The organism is Actinomyces bouchesdurhonensis, assembly GCF_900128465.1.
GTDB classification, from domain to species: Bacteria; Actinomycetota; Actinomycetes; order Actinomycetales; family Actinomycetaceae; genus Pauljensenia; species Pauljensenia bouchesdurhonensis.
In genome coordinates this window covers 7,779-27,892 of the sequence record NZ_LT635862.1, presented here as the reverse complement: position 1 = coordinate 27,892, position 20,114 = coordinate 7,779, and the positions used below count along the sequence as shown (strand labels likewise).

Annotated in this window: 6 protein-coding genes, 1 tRNA gene and 2 pseudogenes; 3 read left to right on the top strand and 6 right to left on the bottom strand. The window is 63.6% G+C overall.

Annotation, left to right across the window (positions count from 1 at the left end; translation table 11 throughout):
• Positions 1-310: 310 nt before the first annotated feature.
• The 5 genes from BQ7477_RS00085 to BQ7477_RS00060 all read right to left on the bottom strand — a co-directional run bounded on the left by BQ7477_RS00085 (position 311) and on the right by BQ7477_RS00060 (position 13,588).
• Complete coding sequence (locus BQ7477_RS00085; protein ID WP_073982343.1) at positions 311-3,262, bottom strand: glycoside hydrolase family 3 N-terminal domain-containing protein; 2,952 nt, start codon at positions 3,260-3,262, stop codon at positions 311-313.
• 2,122 nt (positions 3,263-5,384) lie between these two features.
• A complete protein-coding gene (locus BQ7477_RS00075) occupies positions 5,385-9,287 on the bottom strand; it encodes a DNA-directed RNA polymerase subunit beta' (protein ID WP_073982342.1) in 3,903 nt (1,300 codons plus the stop codon).
• 15 nt (positions 9,288-9,302) lie between these two features.
• Positions 9,303-12,779 (bottom strand): DNA-directed RNA polymerase subunit beta, encoded by a 3,477-nt coding sequence (gene rpoB / locus BQ7477_RS00070; RefSeq protein ID WP_073982341.1) that lies wholly within the window; start codon positions 12,777-12,779, stop codon positions 9,303-9,305.
• A 396-nt stretch (positions 12,780-13,175) separates the two neighbouring features.
• Positions 13,176-13,367 (bottom strand): hypothetical protein, encoded by a 192-nt coding sequence (locus BQ7477_RS00065; protein ID WP_073982340.1) that lies wholly within the window; start codon positions 13,365-13,367, stop codon positions 13,176-13,178.
• Between the two features lie 144 nt (positions 13,368-13,511).
• Positions 13,512-13,588: transfer RNA gene (locus BQ7477_RS00060), tRNA-Ile, on the bottom strand.
• Between the two features lie 142 nt (positions 13,589-13,730).
• Here BQ7477_RS00060 and BQ7477_RS00055 point away from each other — a divergent pair.
• The 3 genes and pseudogenes from BQ7477_RS00055 to BQ7477_RS00045 all read left to right on the top strand — a co-directional run.
• Positions 13,731-15,299: pseudogene (locus tag BQ7477_RS00055) on the top strand (thiamine pyrophosphate-dependent enzyme); the annotation flags it as partial.
• A 4-nt stretch (positions 15,300-15,303) separates the two neighbouring features.
• Positions 15,304-15,675, top strand: a pseudogene (locus BQ7477_RS00050) (restriction system modified-DNA reader domain-containing protein); the annotation flags it as partial.
• A 604-nt stretch (positions 15,676-16,279) separates the two neighbouring features.
• Complete coding sequence (locus tag BQ7477_RS00045; protein ID WP_073982338.1) at positions 16,280-18,277, top strand: GmrSD restriction endonuclease domain-containing protein; 1,998 nt, start codon at positions 16,280-16,282, stop codon at positions 18,275-18,277.
• 1,615 nt (positions 18,278-19,892) lie between these two features.
• On the opposite strand, the gene BQ7477_RS00040 is transcribed toward BQ7477_RS00045, so the two are convergent.
• The coding region (locus BQ7477_RS00040; protein ID WP_200783434.1) for a fructosamine kinase family protein at positions 19,893-20,114 on the bottom strand (222 nt) is incomplete at its 5' end.

The following is a 20,114-nucleotide window of genomic DNA, read 5'->3' as shown; positions in this document are numbered from 1 at the left end:
TCCTCAAGGATAGTGGGAAACGTCGCCATTCGTCAAAGGGGCTGACGTGTGGTTCCCCCCTCATCGACGAGGCCGGGGCTGAGAGGCGCTCGCACTCTTCGGTACTGGGGTGATTCGCCTCCTACTCCGACGCTATGTCTTCTCCTCTTGGCTGCTCTCCCAGCGTTCTTTTGTTTTCTTGAGCGCTCATTTCATCCGACTTGCAGCGCGGAGGGGCCCGCAGGCACTCGCCTGCGGGCCCCTCCCCTACGGGTCGGCGATGCTCACCATCTCCAGAGAGTCGTGCGCATTCCGGCCGTTCCCGGATCGGTCACTCTTCCGTATTCTCAGCCCCGGCCTCGTCGATCGAAGCGTTGGACTCAACGGCGACCACGGCCTCCGCCTTGCGGGTGCGGTAGCGGCGGATCGCCACCACCTCGAGGCCCAGCAGCGACAGGATCAGGAGTCCTGCCACCACCCACGTGATGTACTCCCACGCGTTGCGGGTCACCTCGGGCTGGCCATTCTCATACATCCACGAGTTAGCAACCGTGTAGAGGATGTTATGCGAGGCGTTACGAAGGGCTGTCACACCCGTGGCGTCCTGCACGTTGACGGTGGAGATCGGCATGTCGAGCGTCGCGAGCATCAGGTCACCACCACCCCGCGTGATCTGGTCGGCGTTCTGGTAGCCGTAGCCCGCGAAGTAGTCGGTGAGTACCATGCCGCGGAAGCCCCACTCGTCGCGCAGAACGTTATTCAGAAGCGCCGAGTTCGCACCCGCGTACTCCGGGCCGATGTAGTTGAACGCGCTCATGATTGCGTGCGCACCACCGTCCTTGACTCCGATCTCGAAGGGACGCAGGTAGATTTCACGCATCGCCTGCTCGTTCGTCCAGGTCGCCAGCATGTGCGTGCGGTTGGTTTCCTGATCGTTAAGGGCGAAGTGCTTGAGGAAGGCGTACACGCCCCTCGCCTGGGCGCCCTTGATCTCCTCGGCGACCAGCGTTCCAGCCAGGACCGGGTCCTCCGAGAAGTACTCGAAGTTACGGCCCGCGTAGGCGTAGCGGTGCGTGTTCGTTGCCGGCGCGTACCAGCCCGAGACCTGCATGTCGTGCGCCATCGTTCCGATCGCGTCACCGAAGGAGTGCGCAAGTTCCTTGTTGAAGGTCGCCGCCACAGACACCGCGGAGGGCAGGCCGATCGAGCCGACGCCCGTGAAATTGTTGTTCAGCGAGGCCGGGCCATCCACATCCGACACGCGCACTTTTCCGACCGAGGAGATCGCAGGCGAACCGTAGCCACCCTTGGAGATGAGGGTGTTCATCTCCTTGATGCTCAGCTGGTCGAGGAGCTGATCCCACTTCGGGTCGTCGTAATCGAGGCCCGCGAGGTCACCCAGGACGAGGCCGTTCCTGGCGCCCGTCGTCGGCATCGTCGCGCTGCTGTCGGCGTCGGCGGCAGCCGCGTCGTAGTTGGACGTCGCAAGGAACTTCGCCTTATTGGCCTCGCTCCTCTCAAAGCTCGTGGGGGCAGCGGTGGCCTCCGCGACGTTCGCGAAATGGCCGGCGCGCGACAGGTAGGTGACGTCACCCTTCGCGTCGTCGAAGCGGTTGGTGGCCACGACCTGGTCACCGTCGTGCGTGTTGTCCGAAGTGTTGAAGGTCTGCGTCGCGTCCACCGTGTACGTCTTCTCGTCGATGACGTCGTGCGAGTTGGAGCGCGCGGAGATCTTGTAGTCGCCGGCCTCGAGCACGTAGGCCTTGGCGCTGGTCGCGTCGTAGGATGCGAGCGCATCGCGGTTCCAGGTGATCGTCAGCGTCTGAGACTCGCCGGGTGCGAGTTCCTTGGTCTTGTCGTAGGCCACCAGGTTCGCGGCAGCCTTCTCGATACCGCCGTCCGTGTAGGGCGGGTTGTCGTAGATCTGTACGACATCCTTACCCGCGACCTGGCCCGTGTTCGTGACGGTCACGTCTGCGGACATGGTGCCCGAGGCCTCGTCGACCGTAATATCGCTCATCGACTGGGAGAACGTCGTGTAGGACAGTCCGTAGCCGAAGGGGTAGACGACCTCGTTACCATAGTCGATGACGCCCTCAGCGGCGGCCGTCTCATACCAGCGGTAGCCGACGTAAATCGAGTCAGAGTAGTTCACGAAGGACGGCTGCGTCTGGGTGCCCTTGTTGAAGGGATCCTCCTGAGCGAACTCCGTCATGTTCGTGTACTGGAAGTCGCCGAAGTTGTTAGCCGCGGGGCCCGCCTTGATGTTACGCGCGAAGGTGTCGGGGGTCTTCGCCGACGGGTTCACCTCGCCGTCCAGGATGCGACCCAGAGCGTTGAAGCCCACCTGACCGCCGGGGATCGCCCACACGATCGCGTCGATCTCCGGGTCGTCCTGGAGCTCGCCAAGCTGGAAGGCGTTGGCGGCGTTGATGACGACGATCGTCTTCGTCGATGTCTTCTTCGCCAGCTCAATCATGTCCTTCTCGGGACGCGTCAGCTCCAGGTAGCCCTGGCCGTCCTCGAAGTCCGAGTACTCCTCGGAGTTGTTCGTGTAGCTGAAGTATGGGTTGTTCATCATCTCCTGGTCGACGTCGCGCGGCAGGTCGAAGCCCTCGCCGCCCGAGCGCGCGATCGTCACCACGGCGGTGTCACCGAAGGCGGTGGCGTTCGAGAGCAAGTCATCAGAGTACTTGTCCTGCGTGGGCTCAGGCAGCGACCAATCGGCCTTGAACATGCCCACCTCGGGGCGCTCCGCGCGGTAGGAGGTGTACAGGTTCGTCAGCTCGTCGTTCGTGGTGAAGCCCGCGTTGTGGAGGCCGTCCAGGAGGGAGGTCGTCGGATTGTCCTTCGACAGCGAGCCGGAGCCTGTGCCGCCGTAGATCGGGTTCGTCGAGCCCCAGCCCCACACGTTGATCGCCGAGCCCTTGGCCAGGGGCAGGGCACTGTTGTTGTTCTTCAGGAGGACCATGCCCTCGTTCGAAATATCGTTACCCAGCTCTTCGACCTGGGCTTTCGACGCGTCCGTCAGCGCGCCGGTGCCGGCAGCCAGGTCAAGCACCGTCTTGAAGCCGCCGTACATCATCGACACGACTGCGACGACGATCGCGACGAGCGCCGCGAGCCAGGCCGTCGAGCGCGTGAGCTTGCGGGCCGGTTCGCCCACCTTGAAAACAGCGAGGGAGACGATAATGGCGAGCGCCAGCGCCACGCCGATGACGATCAAGGGGACCTTGATCGACTCAACCATCTTCCACACATCAGACCAGTTGATGGAAAGCATTGTTGATGTCCTCTTTCAGTTCCGAAACCCTGCATCCCAGAGCCAGACCAGCTCCCTGTCCATCCCGTTTGTGTCTCCATAGACGTGGGTCGCCGCAGACCAGAGGGCAGATGGGAACCGCCACCACCTATTCAACCGCACGGTCGCCCCTGCGCCGTGGGGCCTCGTGCGTTCTGTCGGATTGTGCGCACAATCTGTCGTGGGATGGGGGTGCTATTGTCCGATACTTTCACTGTTTGCTACTTCTTCACGCGAGACCATCGCGTGGTGAGCAGCATGTTGTTCGCCCCCTTCTGGCGCGCCCGTTAGCATCGGCTCAATCTGCAACACGTCCAGTTTCAGAAGGTCACATGCCTCGTGGATTGCAGCACAAGGTTCCGCATTCCCCCTTTCCCTACATTCCAAACCTTCCTACGTCCCGGCTGGGGTTGTGCGCAAGTTGTTGACGGTTTGTTTGTGCGGCTTTTGTCCAGGCCGAACGGCAGCTGGACCCTACGACTGGCTGCCTTAACCCCTCGATGCGCAGCTAAACCCTACTGGTGGCAGCATGGGCAGGCTGCCCACACTGCCATCCATCGGGTTAATACGCGCATCAAGGGGCGGACATTCCCACCCATGCGGTTGACATAAATGAACACGCGGCTAAGCCGCCACCCTCCACGGATGATCAATCTCCCAACGCCGCAGCATCTACCCTCTGTGCACAGCCTGTTTGGTCGGCTGATAGCTATCCACAGGTAGGGTCGATGCGCTGGACCGTGTGCGCCTTCACTTTTTATATCTGACGTATGATAACCATCGAATCATTCCGCACCCATCGACACAGCCGCGCCAACGTCGTTGACGACCCGAACGTTTTTACAATTCGACGTGGCTACCGCATTCGTTTGCATAATGACGACACAGCAGCACCCTGGGAAATCTGGCGTATCGTCAACGTCGCACGAGTGCATGCACTTGAGTACCAAACAACACAACGCATAGTTTTCACCGGCAACAGCGCTTTGTTGTTACATGGAATTCCAACGTGGTCCGCTAATCCCAACGTCGAGGTCTGGCCCAGCGAGACGCGCCTACGCGTCGCTCCCTTTCGTCCCGTCCATCACCCCCGCACAACCGTTCCACCTGCAAAAGTCGTGTGCCGAAGAGTCAAGCCGCGTTCAGTTAGCGCAATCGGCACACTTGAAGCAGAGGCACCTATCGAGGCAGCGGTGCGTCTAGCGCTGAACGGAGAACCTGTTGAGGCGTTTTGCGCAGTAAGCATGGTCATACACGCCATATCACACTTTGATCGATTCTCTCTCGAAGAGTCCCGGGAAAGAAGCAACCAGGTTCGGGAAGCAATGCTACGGGAGCTCACGCAACACCCAACTCACCACGGACTCCCGCGCGCACAAGCTATCGTCCGAGCTGCCGACGGGGGGTGTGACAACATCTTCGAAGCAGCAGTCCTGTGGGTCGTCAAGAGTCTCTATTCTGGGAACGTTGTCACTCAGTATCCAATTACTGTCCGAGCTAACACGTATTTCGGTGACATCGTTCTTCCAGATCTCAAAGTGATCATCGAGCCTGACGGACGTACAAAGTTTGGCAACAATGAGCAGGAAGTACGGGATAACACCGGTAAGTGGCTCCGTCGCCAACACGAACTCGTCAATGAAGGTTGGCACGTTATTCGCTCACGCTGGCAGGACACCAAGGACCTTGCTCGGTTTCGGACAAACCTTGCATCCCAGCTGGGAATTGAGCACCTTAAGTTGCCGCAAGAGTGTCTACGGCTTTGGCCCACTAAGTCGGCCCATCGTTAAGCAAGAGGCAGATTCTCGATCGTAAACGGTAGTGCAGCACAACACCAGGGCCCGACAACTGGCAGCGTCAGCCCTTCCACGCGCAGCTAAACCCTACTGGTGGCAGCATGGGCAGGCTGCCTACACTGCCACGCATCGGGTTAACGTGCGCATGAATAGGTTCAGCCCCACATATCAGGCCCACAGCTCCACCTATAGGCACAACAAAACCCACCCAACCCGGAGCCACTACCCGCTCCCCAAATCGCAAAAGGACCCCAGCCTCGTCACGCTGTCACGGACGAGGCCGGGGCCCCAAGCGGTCACGAACCGGATTACTCGCGGAAGTTCATGCCGAAGTCGATGGCGCCCAGCGCGTCGAGGAAGTCCTCGGACACGGAGCCGTCACCGAAGTCGGCCTCGGAGTAGTTCGAGTTCGCCATGGCCTCAGCCGTCGGCTCAACGATGACGTCGTTGTAGCGCGACAAGCCGGTGCCAGCCGGGATGAGCTTACCGAGGATGACGTTCTCCTTCAGGCCCACCAGGGAGTCCGACTTGCCGTTCATGGCGGCCTCGGTCAGGACCTTGGTGGTCTCCTGGAAGGACGCAGCGCTCAGCCACGAATCCGTGGCCAGCGAGGCCTTCGTGATGCCCATCAGCATCTGGCGGCCCGAGGCGGGCTGGCCGCCCTCGGCTGCGACGCGGCGGTTCTGCGTCAGGTACGCCATGCGGTCGACGAGCTCGCCGGGCATGAACGTCGTGTCGCCAGGCTCCAGGATGGTGACGCGGCGCAGCATCTGACGGACGATGACCTCGATGTGCTTGGCGTGGATGCCCACGCCCTGGTCGCGGTACACCTTCTGGACCTCGTCCACGAGCATCTTCTGGGCGACGTTGCGGCCCATGATGCGCAGGATTTCCTTGGGGTCCAGCTGGCCCTCGGTCAGCGGGGTGCCGGCACCGATGTGCTGACCCTCCGAGACGAGGAGCTTCTGGCGCCGCGACACCTCGATGACCAGGTCTTCCTTGCCGTCGTCGCGGGTGATGATCACCTTGCGAGCGCTCGGGTCTTCGTCGTCGATGTGGACGCGGCCGGCGGCCTCGTTCATCTTGGCCTCGACCTTCGGGCTGCGGGCCTCGAAGAGTTCCTGAACGCGGGGCAGACCCTGAGTAATATCCGCAGCGGAAGCGGCGCCACCAGTGTGGAAGGTACGCATCGTCAGCTGGGTTCCGGGTTCGCCGATCGACTGGGCGGCGATAATGCCGACGGCCTCACCGATGTCGACCTGCTTACCGGTGGCCAGCGAGCGACCGTAGCATGCCGCGCAGGTGCCGACCTGCGACTCACAGGTGAGGACGGAACGGCACACGATCTGCTCGACGCCGGCAGCGACAAGCTGCGCGAGCTGGTCATCACCCAGGTCGGTGCCCGCGGGCAAAACGACCTCTCCGGCCTCGTTAACGGCGTCGCGCGCGAGATTACGGGCGTAAGCCGTCGTCTCGATTGTCTCGGACGCCTCCCATTCGCCGAACTCGTTCTTATGAGCGATGTCGATCTTCAGGCCGGCGCGAGTACCACAGTCGGCCTCGCGGACGATGACGTCCTGCGAGACGTCGACCAGACGACGCGTCAGGTAGCCCGACTCGGCGGTACGCAGAGCCGTATCGACCAGACCCTTACGGGCGCCGTGCGTAGCGATGAAGTATTCGAGAACCGTCAGACCCTCGCGGTAGTTCGCCTTAATGGGCTGCTCGATCAGCTTCTGCTTCGGGTCGGACACAAGGCCACGCATACCGGCGATCTGCTGAACCTGCGACCAGTTACCGCGGGCACCCGAGTTCACCATGCGGTACACAGTGTTGCGCTCAGTAAAGTTCGCGCGCATATCCTCAGCGACCTCTTCGGTGCACTGCAGCCACAGCTTCACGAGTTCCTCGTAGCGGGTCTCCTCGAGGATAATACCCGTCTCGAACTGCTCGACGATCTCAGCGGCCTTGGCTTCGTAGCGAGCCAGGATCTCGCGCTTACGCGGCGAGGCCTGAATGTCAGAGAACGCAATCGTGATGCCCGACCAGGTCGACCAGTGGAAACCGGCCGACTTCAGCGCGTCGAGGCAGTCCGCGACAAGCACGTTCGGGTAACGCTGGGTGAGCGTGTTCACGATGTTACCGAGCTGCTTCTTACCGACGACCTCGTTGACGAACGGGTAGTCGGTGGGCAGCTGCTCGTTGAAGATCGCGCGGCCAAGGCTGGTCTCGAGGATCAAATCATCGCCGCTTTCCCAGCCCTCGGGGGCTTCCCACCCCTCGGGCGGCACGGTGCCGTCGGCGAAGCGGATGCGCGCGGTCGCGTTCAGGTCCAGGTTGCCGGCGTCGAACGCCATCTGGGCTTCCGCCTGGCTGGAGAAGTACGGAATCACGGGATTTCCGTCTTCGTCCTTCTCGACCGGGACCGACGGGTCGGGGTTCGAAGTCAGGTGGAACAATCCGATGATCATGTCCTGCGATGGCATGGCCACGGGGCGACCGTCGGAAGGCTTCAAGATGTTGTTCGTCGACAGCATGAGGATACGGGCCTCGGCCTGCGCCTCAGCGCCCAGCGGCAGGTGGACAGCCATCTGGTCGCCGTCGAAGTCGGCGTTGAACGCGCCACAGGCGAGGGGGTGCAACTGGATGGCCTTACCCTCGATCAGCTGGGGCTCGAACGCCTGGATGCCGAGGCGGTGCAGCGTAGGTGCACGGTTGAGCAGCACCGGGTGCTCGCGGATAACGTCGTCGAGGACGTCCCACACCTCTGGGCGCTGGCGCTCCACCTTGCGCTTGGCGGCCTTGACGTTCTGCGCGTAGTTCTTCTCGACCAGGCGCTTCATGACGAAGGGCTTGAACAGCTCCAGGGCCATCTGCTTCGGCAGACCGCACTGGTGCAGCTGCAGCTGCGGGCCGACGACGATCACGGAACGACCCGAGTAGTCGACGCGCTTACCGAGCAGGTTCTGACGGAAACGACCCTGCTTACCCTTGAGCATGTCCGAGATCGACTTCAGCGGACGGTTGCCCGGGCCAGCGACGGGGCGACCGCGGCGACCGTTGTCGAAGAGGGCGTCAACAGACTCCTGAAGCATACGCTTCTCGTTGTTGACGATGATCTCGGGGGCGCCCAGCTCGAGGAGGCGCTTGAGTCGAGTGTTGCGGTTGATGACGCGACGGTACAGGTCGTTGAGGTCGGAGGTCGCGAAGCGGCCACCGTCGAGCTGAACCATGGGCCGCAGGTCCGGCGGGATTACGGGGATCTTGGTGAGCACCATCGAGGCCGGCGAGTTGCCGGTGGCGACGAAGGCGTTAATGACCTTCAGGCGCTTGATGGCACGAGCTTTACGCGGACCAGAGTCGGAGGAGATGGTCTGGCGTAGCGCGGCAACCTCGCCCTCCAGGTCGAAAGTTTCCAGGCGCTTCTGGATGGCAGACGCGCCCATGTCGCCCTTGAAGTAGGTGCCGTAGCGGGCCACCATCGCACGGTAGAGGCGCTCGTCGCCCTCGAGGTCGCCGACCTTGAGGTCCTTGAAGCGCTCCCACACGGCTTCGAGGCCGTCGATGTCACCGTCGAAGCGGCGGCGAATCTTGGCCATTTCGCGCTCGCCCTGCTTGCGTGCGCGCTCACGCTCAGCCTGCGAGGCGCCGTCCTTCTCCAGAGCGGCGATGTCGGATTCGAGCTGCTCCGCGAAGTCGTTGATCGTGGCGTCGCGGTTGTTCTCCATCTGCTTCTTCTGCACCTCGAGTTCGGCGCGCAGTTCAGCCAGATCCTCATGGCGACCCAATTCGTCGACCTCGGTGATCATGTAGGCAGCGAAGTAGATGACCTTCTCGAGGTCCTTGGGCGCGAGGTTGAGCACGTAGCCCAGGCGCGAGGGAACACCCTTGAAGTACCAGATGTGCGTGACGGGGGCGGCCAGGTCGATGTGACCCATACGCTCACGGCGGACGCGGGAACGAGTGACCTCGACTCCGCACTTCTCGCAGATGATGCCCTTGTAGCGCACGCGCTTGTACTTGCCACACGCGCACTCCCAGTCACGGGTGGGGCCGAAGATCTGCTCACCGAACAGGCCGTCGCGCTCGGGCTTGAGCGTACGGTAGTTGATGGTCTCCGGTTTCTTGACTTCACCGTGGCTCCAGGTGGCGATGTCGTCGCCGGTGGCCAGGGTGATCTTCAGGCTGTCGAACGTTTTGGCGTCCAGCAAAGTTATCTCTCCCTATCAGATCGCATCGATGGTCGCCGCAGCGTTCGGACGGGCATCGAGGGTGATACCCAGGTCCTCACGCGCATTGAAGTCCTCGTCCTGCTCACGCAGGTCAATGACGTTGCCGACCGCGTCGAGTGCTTCGACGTTTAGGCACAGCGAACGCATTTCCTGGATGAGGACTCGGAAGGACTCGGGGATGCCGGGCTCGGGGATGTCCTCGCCCTTGACGATGGCCTCGTACACCTTGACGCGACCGGTGGTGTCGTCGGACTTGATGGTCAGCAGTTCCTGGAGGGCGTAGGCGGCGCCGTAGGCTTCCAGGGCCCACACCTCCATTTCGCCGAAGCGCTGGCCGCCGAACTGGGCTTTACCGCCCAGCGGCTGCTGCGTGATCATCGAGTACGGACCCGTTGAGCGGGCGTGGATCTTGTCGTCGACCAGGTGGTGGAGCTTGAGCATGTAGGTGTAGCCCACCGAGATCGGGTACGGGAACGGCTCGCCGGAGCGTCCGTCGAACAGGCGCGCCTTGCCTTCGTAGTTGGTGAGGACGTCGCCGTCGCGGTTCGGGTTGACGTTGCGCAGAAGGCCCGCGAGTTCGTCGGCCTCGAGGCCGTCGAAGACGGGGGTCGCGACGCGCGTTCCGGGTTCGGTCTTGATGCCGTCGGCGGGCAGGTGCGCTGCCCACTCTTCGCCGGCCTCGACAGCGGCCGAGGCATCCCAGCCCTGGTGGGCGAGCCATCCGAGGTGGTACTCGAGCACCTGGCCGACGTTCATTCGACCGGGGACGCCCAGCGGGTTGAGGATGATGTCGACGGGGGTTCCGTCTTCCAGGAAGGGCATGTCCTCGATCGGGAGGATCTTGGACACGACGCCCTTGTTGCCGTGGCGACCGGCCATCTTGTCGCCGATCGTGATCTTGCGTCGCTGGGCGACGTAGACGCGCACGGTCTGGCGGACGCCGGGGTTGAGGTCGTCCTCGTCGTCGTTGAATTCACGCACGCCGATGACGATGCCTTCTTCGCCGTGGGGAACACGCAGGGAAGTGTCACGTACTTCGCGGGCCTTCTCGCCGAAGATGGCGCGCAGCAGGCGTTCCTCGGAGGTCAGCTCGGTTTCGCCCTTCGGGGTGACTTTACCGACGAGGATGTCGCCGGCGGTGACTTCGGCGCCGATACGGATGATGCCGCGCTCGTCCAGGTCGGCGAGAGATTCCTCGGAGACGTTGGGGATGTCGCGGGTAATTTCTTCCTCACCGAGCTTCGTCTCGCGGGCATCGACCTCGTACTCCTCGATGTGGATGGAGGTCAGGATGTCCTCTTCGACGACGCGGCGGCTCAGGATGATGGCGTCCTCGTAGTTGAGGCCTTCCCATGACATGTAGGCGACGAGCAGGTTCTTGCCGAGCGCGACCTCACCGTTGGAGGTGGCGGGGCCGTCGGCGAGGACGTCGCCGACCTCAACGCGGTCGCCCTCGTCGACGATAACGCGCTGGTTGGTGCAGTTACCGGGGTTGGAGCGCTCGAACTTTTCGAGGCGGTAGGAGTCGCGGCCGCCCTCGTCTGTGGAGACGACGATCAGGTCCGCGCAGACCTCGGAGACGACGCCGGAGTGGGCGGCGAGGATCATTTCGCCGGAGTCGTGCGCGGCGCGCAGCTCCATGCCGGTGCCGACCAGCGGCGCTTCCGTGGTGAGCAGCGGCACGGCCTGACGCTGCATGTTCGCGCCCATGAGGGCTCGGTTCGCGTCGTCGTGCTCGAGGAAGGGAATGAAGGCCGCGGCGACGGACACCATCTGACGTGCGGACACGTCCATGTAGTCGACGCGATCGCGGGCGATCAGGGTTGGGTCTTCGCCGGCGACACGGCACAGGACGTCGTGCTCGGCGAAGGAGCCGTCGGTCGTCAGGGGCGACGAGGCCTGGGCAATGAAGTGGCCTTTCTCGTCGTCCGCGGTGAGGTAGCGGATTTCGTCGGTGACCTTGCCATCCTTGACGACGCGGTAGGGCGTCTCGATGAAGCCGAAGGGGTTGATGCGCGCGAAGGTCGCGAGCGAGCCGATGAGGCCGATGTTCGGGCCTTCAGGGGACTCGATCGGGCACATGCGGCCGTAGTGCGAGGGGTGGACGTCACGGACTTCCATGCCGGCGCGGTCACGGGACAGGCCGCCGGGGCCCAGGGCCGACAGGCGGCGCTTGTGGGTCAGGCCGGCCAGCGGGTTGTTCTGGTCCATGAACTGCGAGAGCTGGGAGGTTCCGAAGAATTCCTTGATCGCGGCCACGACGGGGCGAATGTTGATCAGCGTCTGGGGCGTGATCGAGTCCGTTTCCTGGGTGGTCATGCGCTCGCGCACGGTGCGTTCCATGCGGGCGAGGCCGGTGCGCACTTGACCCTGGATGAGTTCGCCGACGGCGCGGATGCGACGGTTGGCGAAGTTGTCGATGTCGTCGACTTCGACGCGGACCTCAACGGGTTCGCCGCCTCGGGTGCCCGCGAAGGTCTTGTCGCCCTGGTGGAGGGCGAGGAGGTACTTGACGGTGGCGACGATGTCTTCGAGGGAGAGGGTCGAGGCCTTGGGGTCAGCTTCGATGGCCAGCTTCTTGTTGATCTTGTAGCGACCGACCTTGGCCAGGTCGTAGCGACGAGAGTCGAAGTAGAAGTTGTTGAGCAGCGTCTGGGCGGCGTCGACGTTCGCAGGCTCGCCGGGACGCAGCTTGCGGTAGATGTCGAGCAGGGCTTCTTCCTGCGTGGCGACCGTGTCCTTTTCGAGGGTTTCGAGGAGGACCGGGTAGTCGGCGAAGGTGTCGCGAATCTCGGATTCGGTCATGCCGATGGCCTTCAGGAAGTGGGTGACCGACTGCTTACGCTTACGGTCGATGCGCACGCCGACGGCGTCGCGCTTGTCGATCTCGAACTCGAGCCATGCGCCGCGCGAGGGGATGATCTTCGCGCCGAAGGTTTCCTTGTCGGTCGAGCGGTCCGAGAGCTTCTCGAAGTACACGCCGGGGGAACGCACGAGCTGGGAGACGACGACACGCTCGGTGCCGTTGATGATGAAGGTGCCGCGGGGGGTCATGAGCGGGAAGTCGCCCATGAACACGGTCTGGGACTTAATTTCGCCGGTTTCGTAGTTCATGAATTCGGCGGTCACGTACATGGGTGCGGAGTACGTGTAGTCCTTTGCCTTAGCTTCCTCCATGGAGTATTTGGGGGATTCGAGGCGGTGGTCGTGGAACGACAGGCTCATGGTGCCTGCGACGTCCTCGATGGGGGAAATCTCGTGGAAGATTTCTTCGAGGCCGGAGACGTCGGGGACGTCATTTCGGCCAGATGCCTGTGCGGCTTCGACGCGGGCCTTCCACGCGTCGTTACCCAGCAGCCAGTCGAAGCTTTCGACCTGCAGGCCCAGCAGATTGGGGGCCTGGAGGGGTTCACGAAGCTTCGCGAACGAAACGCGGTGGCTGGGCTGTTTGGCGGTGCTGTTGGCAGCCAAAGGGGGTCCTTCCCTGCTGTTACGGTGCGCACGCTTCCTTATCACCCATTATCTGACGCGTCCTGGTCCGTCAAGCGCCTGTTACGACGGCTGGATACGGGTCACCTCGGGCATGATAAGGCGCAAATACTCAGACTACCGTGAGTCGCGTCGCGAGTCAAGGGTCCGTGTGATATGTGCAGGGTCTCACGGCGACGAGGCCGTGGCTGGCTGATCCATCAGGCGCGACGGCGGCGCTCCCGGGCTGGGGTGGCGGTGCCCCAAGTCGGGCTTGAACCGACGACCGACATCAGGGCAACTGACGACCGATCGCTACGCTTGCAATTGGTCGCGGGTCACTATGTTAACGACGGACTACAGGTTCCGCCACCACGCGAGACAGGCTGGACAATCGTTTCACGGTTTATGAACAACGCTGCTAGGGGCGCCCGTGCGCATCGCGTAGACGAGTTCAGCACGTTCAAGCTGTTCCTCAGCGCGCTCCTCCAACTCGCGCTCCCACGCCAGTTCCTCGGGCGTGTATGTGGCGCGCGCTTCGCGCACCACCTCGTCAAAGTCATAGAAACCATCGGGAATTTCGTCGCTCATACGGTCCTCCGCCCAACGACCTCACAATCCACCATATTGAGGATCAACAGCACCACAAGGCGCTATCTGAGACCATCACCATCGATGAGGCCGTAGCCGACTTACCCGTCAGGTGCGGCGGGCGCGGCTCCCAGTTGTGGCTGATGGTGCCCCAAGTCGGGCTTGAACCGACGACCCACGGATTATGAGTCCGCTGCTCTGACCGACTGAGCTATTGGGGCGTGGCTATCTTAGCGGAGGAAGGCGACACTCTTCCACCGGCGCCCTCTCCTTGATCTGTCGGTCACGCTACAGCGACATAGGACCTTAGTCATGCCTATGGTGATTTGACAAGGTCACAGCCAGCTATTGTAAGGAGATGGCATGAACGTCGCGGAACAGATCGTGGCTCAGCTCGTCGACGCGGGAGTCCACCGGATCTACGGCATCGTCGGCGATTCGCTCAACCCGATCGTGGATGCCGTGCGCAAGACCGGCGGCTCGGCGAAGGGCGGCATCGACTGGATCCACGTGCGCCACGAGGAGGCGGCGGCGTTCGCGGCTTCGGCTGAGGCTCAGCTTACGGGCAAGCTCGCCGTGTGTGCGGGTTCGTGCGGCCCGGGCAACCTGCACCTCATCAACGGCCTGTACGACGCAAACCGCACGGGCGCACCCGTCCTGGCCATTGCCTCGCACATCCCGAGCGTCCAGATTGGTTCCACCTACTTCCAGGAGACGCACCCGGATCGCGTCTTCGAGGAGTGCTCGGTCTACAACGAGCTCATCTCCTCCGCGGCCCAGTCCCCGCGCACCGTGAACTCCGCGATCCGCCACGCGGTCGGCCTGGGAGGCGTCGCGGTCATCACGCTGCCCGGAGACATCACCGACCTCAAGGCCGTTGAGCACGTTCCCACCTATGCGCCCGCGCGCCCGGCGACGCTGACCCCGAACCCGGCGGACATCGACGAGGCCGCGGCGCTCCTCAACAAGGCGGACAAGGTCGCGATTTTCGCCGGCGCGGGCGTTGAGGGCGCCCACGACGAGGTCATCGCCCTGGCCGACGCGCTCAAGGCCCCGATCGGCCACTCGCTGCGCGGCAAGCACTTCATCCAGTACGACAACCCCTTCGACGTGGGCATGACGGGCCTGCTGGGCTACGGCGCGGCCGCGGAGGGCATGAACGACGCCGACGTGCTGATCCTGCTGGGCACCGACTTCCCCTACGACCAGTTCCTGCCCGACACCCCGACCATCCAGGTGGACACGCACGCGGAGAAGCTGGGTCGGCGCACGGACGTCGGCCTCGCGATTCACGCGCAGGTCAAGCCCTTCATCGAGGCCCTGCTCCCCCACCTGCGCGCAGGCCGCTCCGACTCCTTCCTGAAAGCCAAGATCAAGAAGCACGCGGAGATCATGCACGCGCCCGTGGGCGCCTACACGCGCAACGTGGAGAAGATGCGCCCGATCCACCCCGAGTACGCCGCCCACCTCCTCAACGAGACGGCCGCGAAGGACGCTATTGTTACGGCGGACACGGGCATGTGCAACGTGTGGACCGCCCGCTACATTGATCCGCTCGGCACGCGCCGCATCATCGGTTCGCTGCTGCACGGCTCGATGGCCAACGCCCTGCCGATGGCCCTGGGCGCCCAGGTCGCCTACCCGGACCGGCAGGTCGTGTCGGTGTCGGGTGACGGCGGACTGTCCATGCTGCTCGGCGAGCTCATCACCGCTAAGATGTACGACCTGCCGGTCAAGGTGGTCGTCTTCAACAACTCGACGCTGGGCATGGTGAAGCTGGAGATGCTGGTCAACGGCCTCCCGGACTTCCAGACGGACGTCCCCGACACGAATTACGCGGAGATCGCCCGAGCGATTGGCTTCCACGCGGAGCGCGTCGAGGACGCGTCGCGCCTGGAGGGCGCGTACCGTGAGGCGTTCGCGGCGCCCGGCCCNTATTCGACGAGATTCCGATGGCGTGGACCTGTCTGTCCTGTCCAGCGCTGAACTTGAGGCCGCCGTGGATAAGCGGTCTGCTGCTCGCGGCCGCCAGGTGCGCTTGGCTGACGTCGTCGCGACCGGCATCATCTCCCCCGGCGACACGTTCACGTGGCGGCGCCGCAACCTCGGCAACGTCTACGTCGTGACCATTTCCCCGGGGGGCACTATCGTCCTGCCTGACGGCCAGGAAGTGTCCTCCCCGTCGGCGGCTGTCGCCGCCCTGACGGGCACCAGCAGCGCCGCCGCCCTCGACGTGTTCGTGCGCGAGTCCGACGGCAAGAAGCTGCGCGACCTGTGGGACAGCTACAGGAGCCGATTCGCCTCGTAAGTTGTGACAGCAGGGGCCGCCGCGCGACGCGCGGCGGCCCCTGCTTCTACGTGCGCCAGAAGCCGTGTCAAGACCGGAGCAAGCGGCACGCTCGCCCGCTTGCACGTGGGCTCCTCACTGTGCGCGTAAACCCGGTATCTCGCACGCTTACCCGATGTTCTACACGTGGGCGGCGCTGCCCAGGCGTACACTAACGCGCCCACGTGCAGATAAGAGGACCCAGGCACACATTATCGGGCCCAGTGCGCGGTGTTCGGGCGCGACCGAGGCGTTTTCGCATGTAATTCGATTGACTGAACTTTCAACATAACGCGAAAACGTTGCAATTCCAACGATGCAGTTCTGTGCTGCACACAAGTCGCGAAGGGATTGCATGCGAAATTGGGGGCACAGCACGCTTCGTGTTGGAGTGTCGCTCCTCTGGATGTCAGATTGCAGCGTGGCCTGCCAGTTCGCGTGGCGTTCGCGCTGCGGGGTTTGCCCTTTGGCTAGGCCACCGCCGCCCACCGGGCACCACGGTCAGGCCCGTGCCTCGAAGCCTGCCCGCGCGATNCGATATACTGCCAGGAGAACACAGTCCGCCACAATGAGGATGTAGGTCTCCATGACCCTCACGACGACACAGAAGTCCATTCAAGAGCTGCTACACGGCGACCGCCAGTATCAGATTCCCGACTTCCAGCGCCCCTACGTGTGGGAGGAGCAGCAGGCGGAAACCCTGGTCAATGACTTGTTGGGCGCGTGGCGCACGAACGACGGGGACTACTTCCTGGGGTCGATCGTCCTGGTGCAGCACACCAGCTGCGACGACGTGGACATCATCGACGGGCAGCAGCGCCTCACCACCCTGTGCATCCTCGTGTCTCTGCTGCGTCACCTGGAGGAGGATTCCGCGCTGCGCGGTGAACTCGGCGATCTTCTCCTCATTCCGCAGTCGCGCATCAAGGGCTTGGACGAGCGGCCGCGCCTGAGCGTGCGCGAATGCGACCGCGAGTTTTTCAACACGTTCATCATCGGCGACAACATCGACTCCCTGCTCGACGTCGACGGCGACAGTCTCACGCGCCCCTCGGTGCGCCGCATCGTCGCCAACGCGCGCGCCATGCTCGACGTGCTGGGCAACCCTGACACGCTGATGCCCGGAGAGATCAGCGACTTTATCCGCTACCTGACCCTGCACGTGTCCCTCATCGAGGTGTCGACCGATTCCTACCAGGCGGCGCACCGCATTTTCTCGGTGCTCAACACGCGCGGCGTTCCTCTGTCTGCCGCCGACATTTTCAAGGCGCGCGTCCTGTCCCGCGTGGAGCCCGACGCCCGCGCCCGCTACGCGGCCCTGTGGGAGCAGTGCATCGACTCGCTGGGCACGGAGAACCCGGACGCGTTCTTCGGGCACCTACTCACGCTCACGCTGCGTGCGCCCGCCAGGAGGGCCCTCATCGACTCGTTCGACGAGCAGGTCCTCGCGCCGTTCTTCGCCTCCAGGAGCGGCGAGGAGTTCATCGACGAGGTCTTGGTTCCTTCCGCTCGCGCGTACACGTTGGCGACGCTGGAGCCTCTGGTGGGGCACCACGCGGCCACGCCGCTTGAACTTTTGCGCCTGTATGACTCCTCGGATTGGAAGCCCGCGGCGATGAGCGTGTTGCGCGCAGGTCGCGGCGACGAGGAGACCGCGCTGCTGTTCCTCCTCGAGCGCGTCTACGGCACGGCTGTTGCCGCGCGCCTCAGCCCCTCGTCGCGCACCGGGATCGTCACCCAGTTCATCGCGGCATTCGAGGACGGCGAATCCCTCAACGCCGCCTGTTCCGTGCCGGACAGCGTTCGCCACCGGGCCGCCGAGACGATCTCGAGGCCCCTGCCGCAGTCCTCCATCCGCAAGGTCCTCCTCTACCACGCGATGGTCGCCGAGCATGGGTCTTTCCCGACGCGCCTGCCGCGCTCTATGGGCGTCCTGTGCGGGCTTCCGGCCAGCCACATTCGCGGCGTCGACGAGGACATCGACCTGCGCGCGTGGAACAAGCGCCTGGGGAGCTTCATTCTGTCCACCATCAAGTCACGCACCGTCAACCAGGCGCCCGACTGGGACACGGTGGCGCGCGCCGCCCGCCACGTGATGACGCTCGGCGACTTCGCGGTCGGCTCCCTGCCCTGCGCCGGGGGCGAGATTCACGCCGCCGACCTGGAGGAGCGTCAGCGGCACCTGACCCAGCTGATCTTGGACTACTGGGATATTCGACGAGATTCCGATGGCGTGGACCTGTCTGTCCTGTCCAGCGCTGAACTTGAGGCCGCCGTGGATAAGCGGTCTGCTGCTCGCGGCCGCCAGGTGCGCTTGGCTGACGTCGTCGCGACCGGCATCATCTCCCCCGGCGACACGTTCACGTGGCGGCGCCGCAACCTCGGCAACGTCTACGTCGTGACCATTTCCCCGGGGGGCACTATCGTCCTGCCTGACGGCCAGGAAGTGTCCTCCCCGTCGGCGGCTGTCGCCGCCCTGACGGGCACCAGCAGCGCCGCCGCCCTCGACGTGTTCGTGCGCGAGTCCGACGGCAAGAAGCTGCGCGACCTGTGGGACAGCTACAGGAGCCGATTCGCCTCGTAAGTTGTGACAGCAGGGGCCGCCGCGCGACGCGCGGCGGCCCCTGCTTCTACGTGCGCCAGAAGCCGTGTCAAGACCGGAGCAAGCGGCACGCTCGCCCGCTTGCACGTGGGCTCCTCACTGTGCGCGTAAACCCGGTATCTCGCACGCTTACCCGATGTTCTACACGTGGGCGGCGCTGCCCAGGCGTACACTAACGCGCCCACGTGCAGATAAGAGGACCCAGGCACACATTATCGGGCCCAGTGCGCGGTGTTCGGGCGCGACCGAGGCGTTTTCGCATGTAATTCGATTGACTGAACTTTCAACATAACGCGAAAACGTTGCAATTCCAACGATGCAGTTCTGTGCTGCACACAAGTCGCGAAGGGATTGCATGCGAAATTGGGGGCACAGCACGCTTCGTGTTGGAGTGTCGCTCCTCTGGATGTCAGATTGCAGCGTGGCCTGCCAGTTCGCGTGGCGTTCGCGCTGCGGGGTTTGCCCTTTGGCTAGGCCACCGCCGCCCACCGGGCACCACGGTCAGGCCCGTGCCTCGAAGCCTGCCCGCGCGATCCGGTTCCTCCGACGCCCTCCATACCGGCGGTGCATTTCGGGCTGACGTGGGGGTTTTGCACCATTAGGAGCCTTTCTTCGGCGTGTCGCCGGCGTGTCGCGCCTCTAATGGTGCAATTCCCCCCGTTTGCTGGCGGTGTCATCGGCAGGCAAGCCGCTCCTGGAGCCTCGTGTAGTGCAATTCTCCCGTTTGGTGGCGCTCTCGACGTGGGGCGAGCTCGTCCGTGCGCCTCTAATGGTGCAATTCCCCCCATCCGCTGCTCCAGCAGGAGGACGGAGTCCGGCGAGTCGCGGCTCTAGTGGTGCAATTCCCCCCGTTTGCTGGCAGTGAGGTTGCCGTTCGGGGCGGTGGTGTTACGGTTCGCGGTGGGGAGGCGCCCACATCGCCGGCCACCTCGCCGAAAACGCTGACAACGGGGGTTGTGGGCGAGGTGTCCTGCGTCTTGGTGGCAGCGATGCCTGGCCTCGTGTGTCGCTCGCACGCGAACCGCTGAATATGCGCGTTAACCCCTTGATACGCACGCCAACCTCTCGATATGCGCGTGGGCGGCGCTGCCCAAGTGCGCGACGAGAAGCGCAGGCAGCCAGTGCACCTCAGCGAACTGTCCGCTGAAGCTGAGTGCCCATACCAAGCCACGCGTTCGCCCGCACGCCGGGCATTTGGGGGTATTCATACCCCCCACGATGAAACAACCAACTTCAATGTGGCTTTTCCCGCACCAGCAAGCCGAAAAGTCGCCACAAAACCAACACGTTTTGTCCATCCTCCAAGTTGGCTGCCACCAACTTCAATACCGATTTTTCGGACTATCGGTCACGAACGTGGTGCTTAAGTTCCGGGTTTAGGTTGGGATTGCGGGCGAAAGTCGCTGTTATTTAGGTTCGGGCGGTTAATCGCGCAGCTTCCTTGACTTTCTGGGGTGATCGTGTAGTGGGTGAGAACNCTTCTCGATGGCCACCTCCAACATGCGCAACATCCCGCGCCTGTAGGTCCCCTCGGGAGGGCCTCCGGGGACGAGGCCGGGGCTGAGTCGCACAGCGCGACCTGGCTCCGGCCTCGTTCTTAGGCGTACCGGCGGGCGATGGCGATGGCCTCGGGCACGTAGGAGCGCCCGAAAACGGCGCAGTGAATCATCATGATGTGCGCCTGGTGCAGGGCGATGCGCTCGCGCCAGCCGTCCTCCAGGGGCGAGGCCTCGTCGTAGGCGGCGAGGATCCGCTCCAGGTGGGGGCAGCCGAAGACGGCGAGGGCCGCGAGGTCCTCCTCGGCGTGCCCGCCCTGCGC

What these genes read in the sequence shown, in the direction of transcription:
- BQ7477_RS00045 (WP_073982338.1), top strand. Translation starts at nt 16,280, where the DNA reads ATGACCCTCACGACGACACAGAAGTCCATTCAAGAGCTGCTACACGGC.
- BQ7477_RS00085 (WP_073982343.1), bottom strand. Translation starts at nt 3,262, where the DNA reads ATGCTTTCCATCAACTGGTCTGATGTGTGGAAGATGGTTGAGTCGATC.
- BQ7477_RS00065 (WP_073982340.1), bottom strand. Translation starts at nt 13,367, where the DNA reads ATGAGCGACGAAATTCCCGATGGTTTCTATGACTTTGACGAGGTGGTG.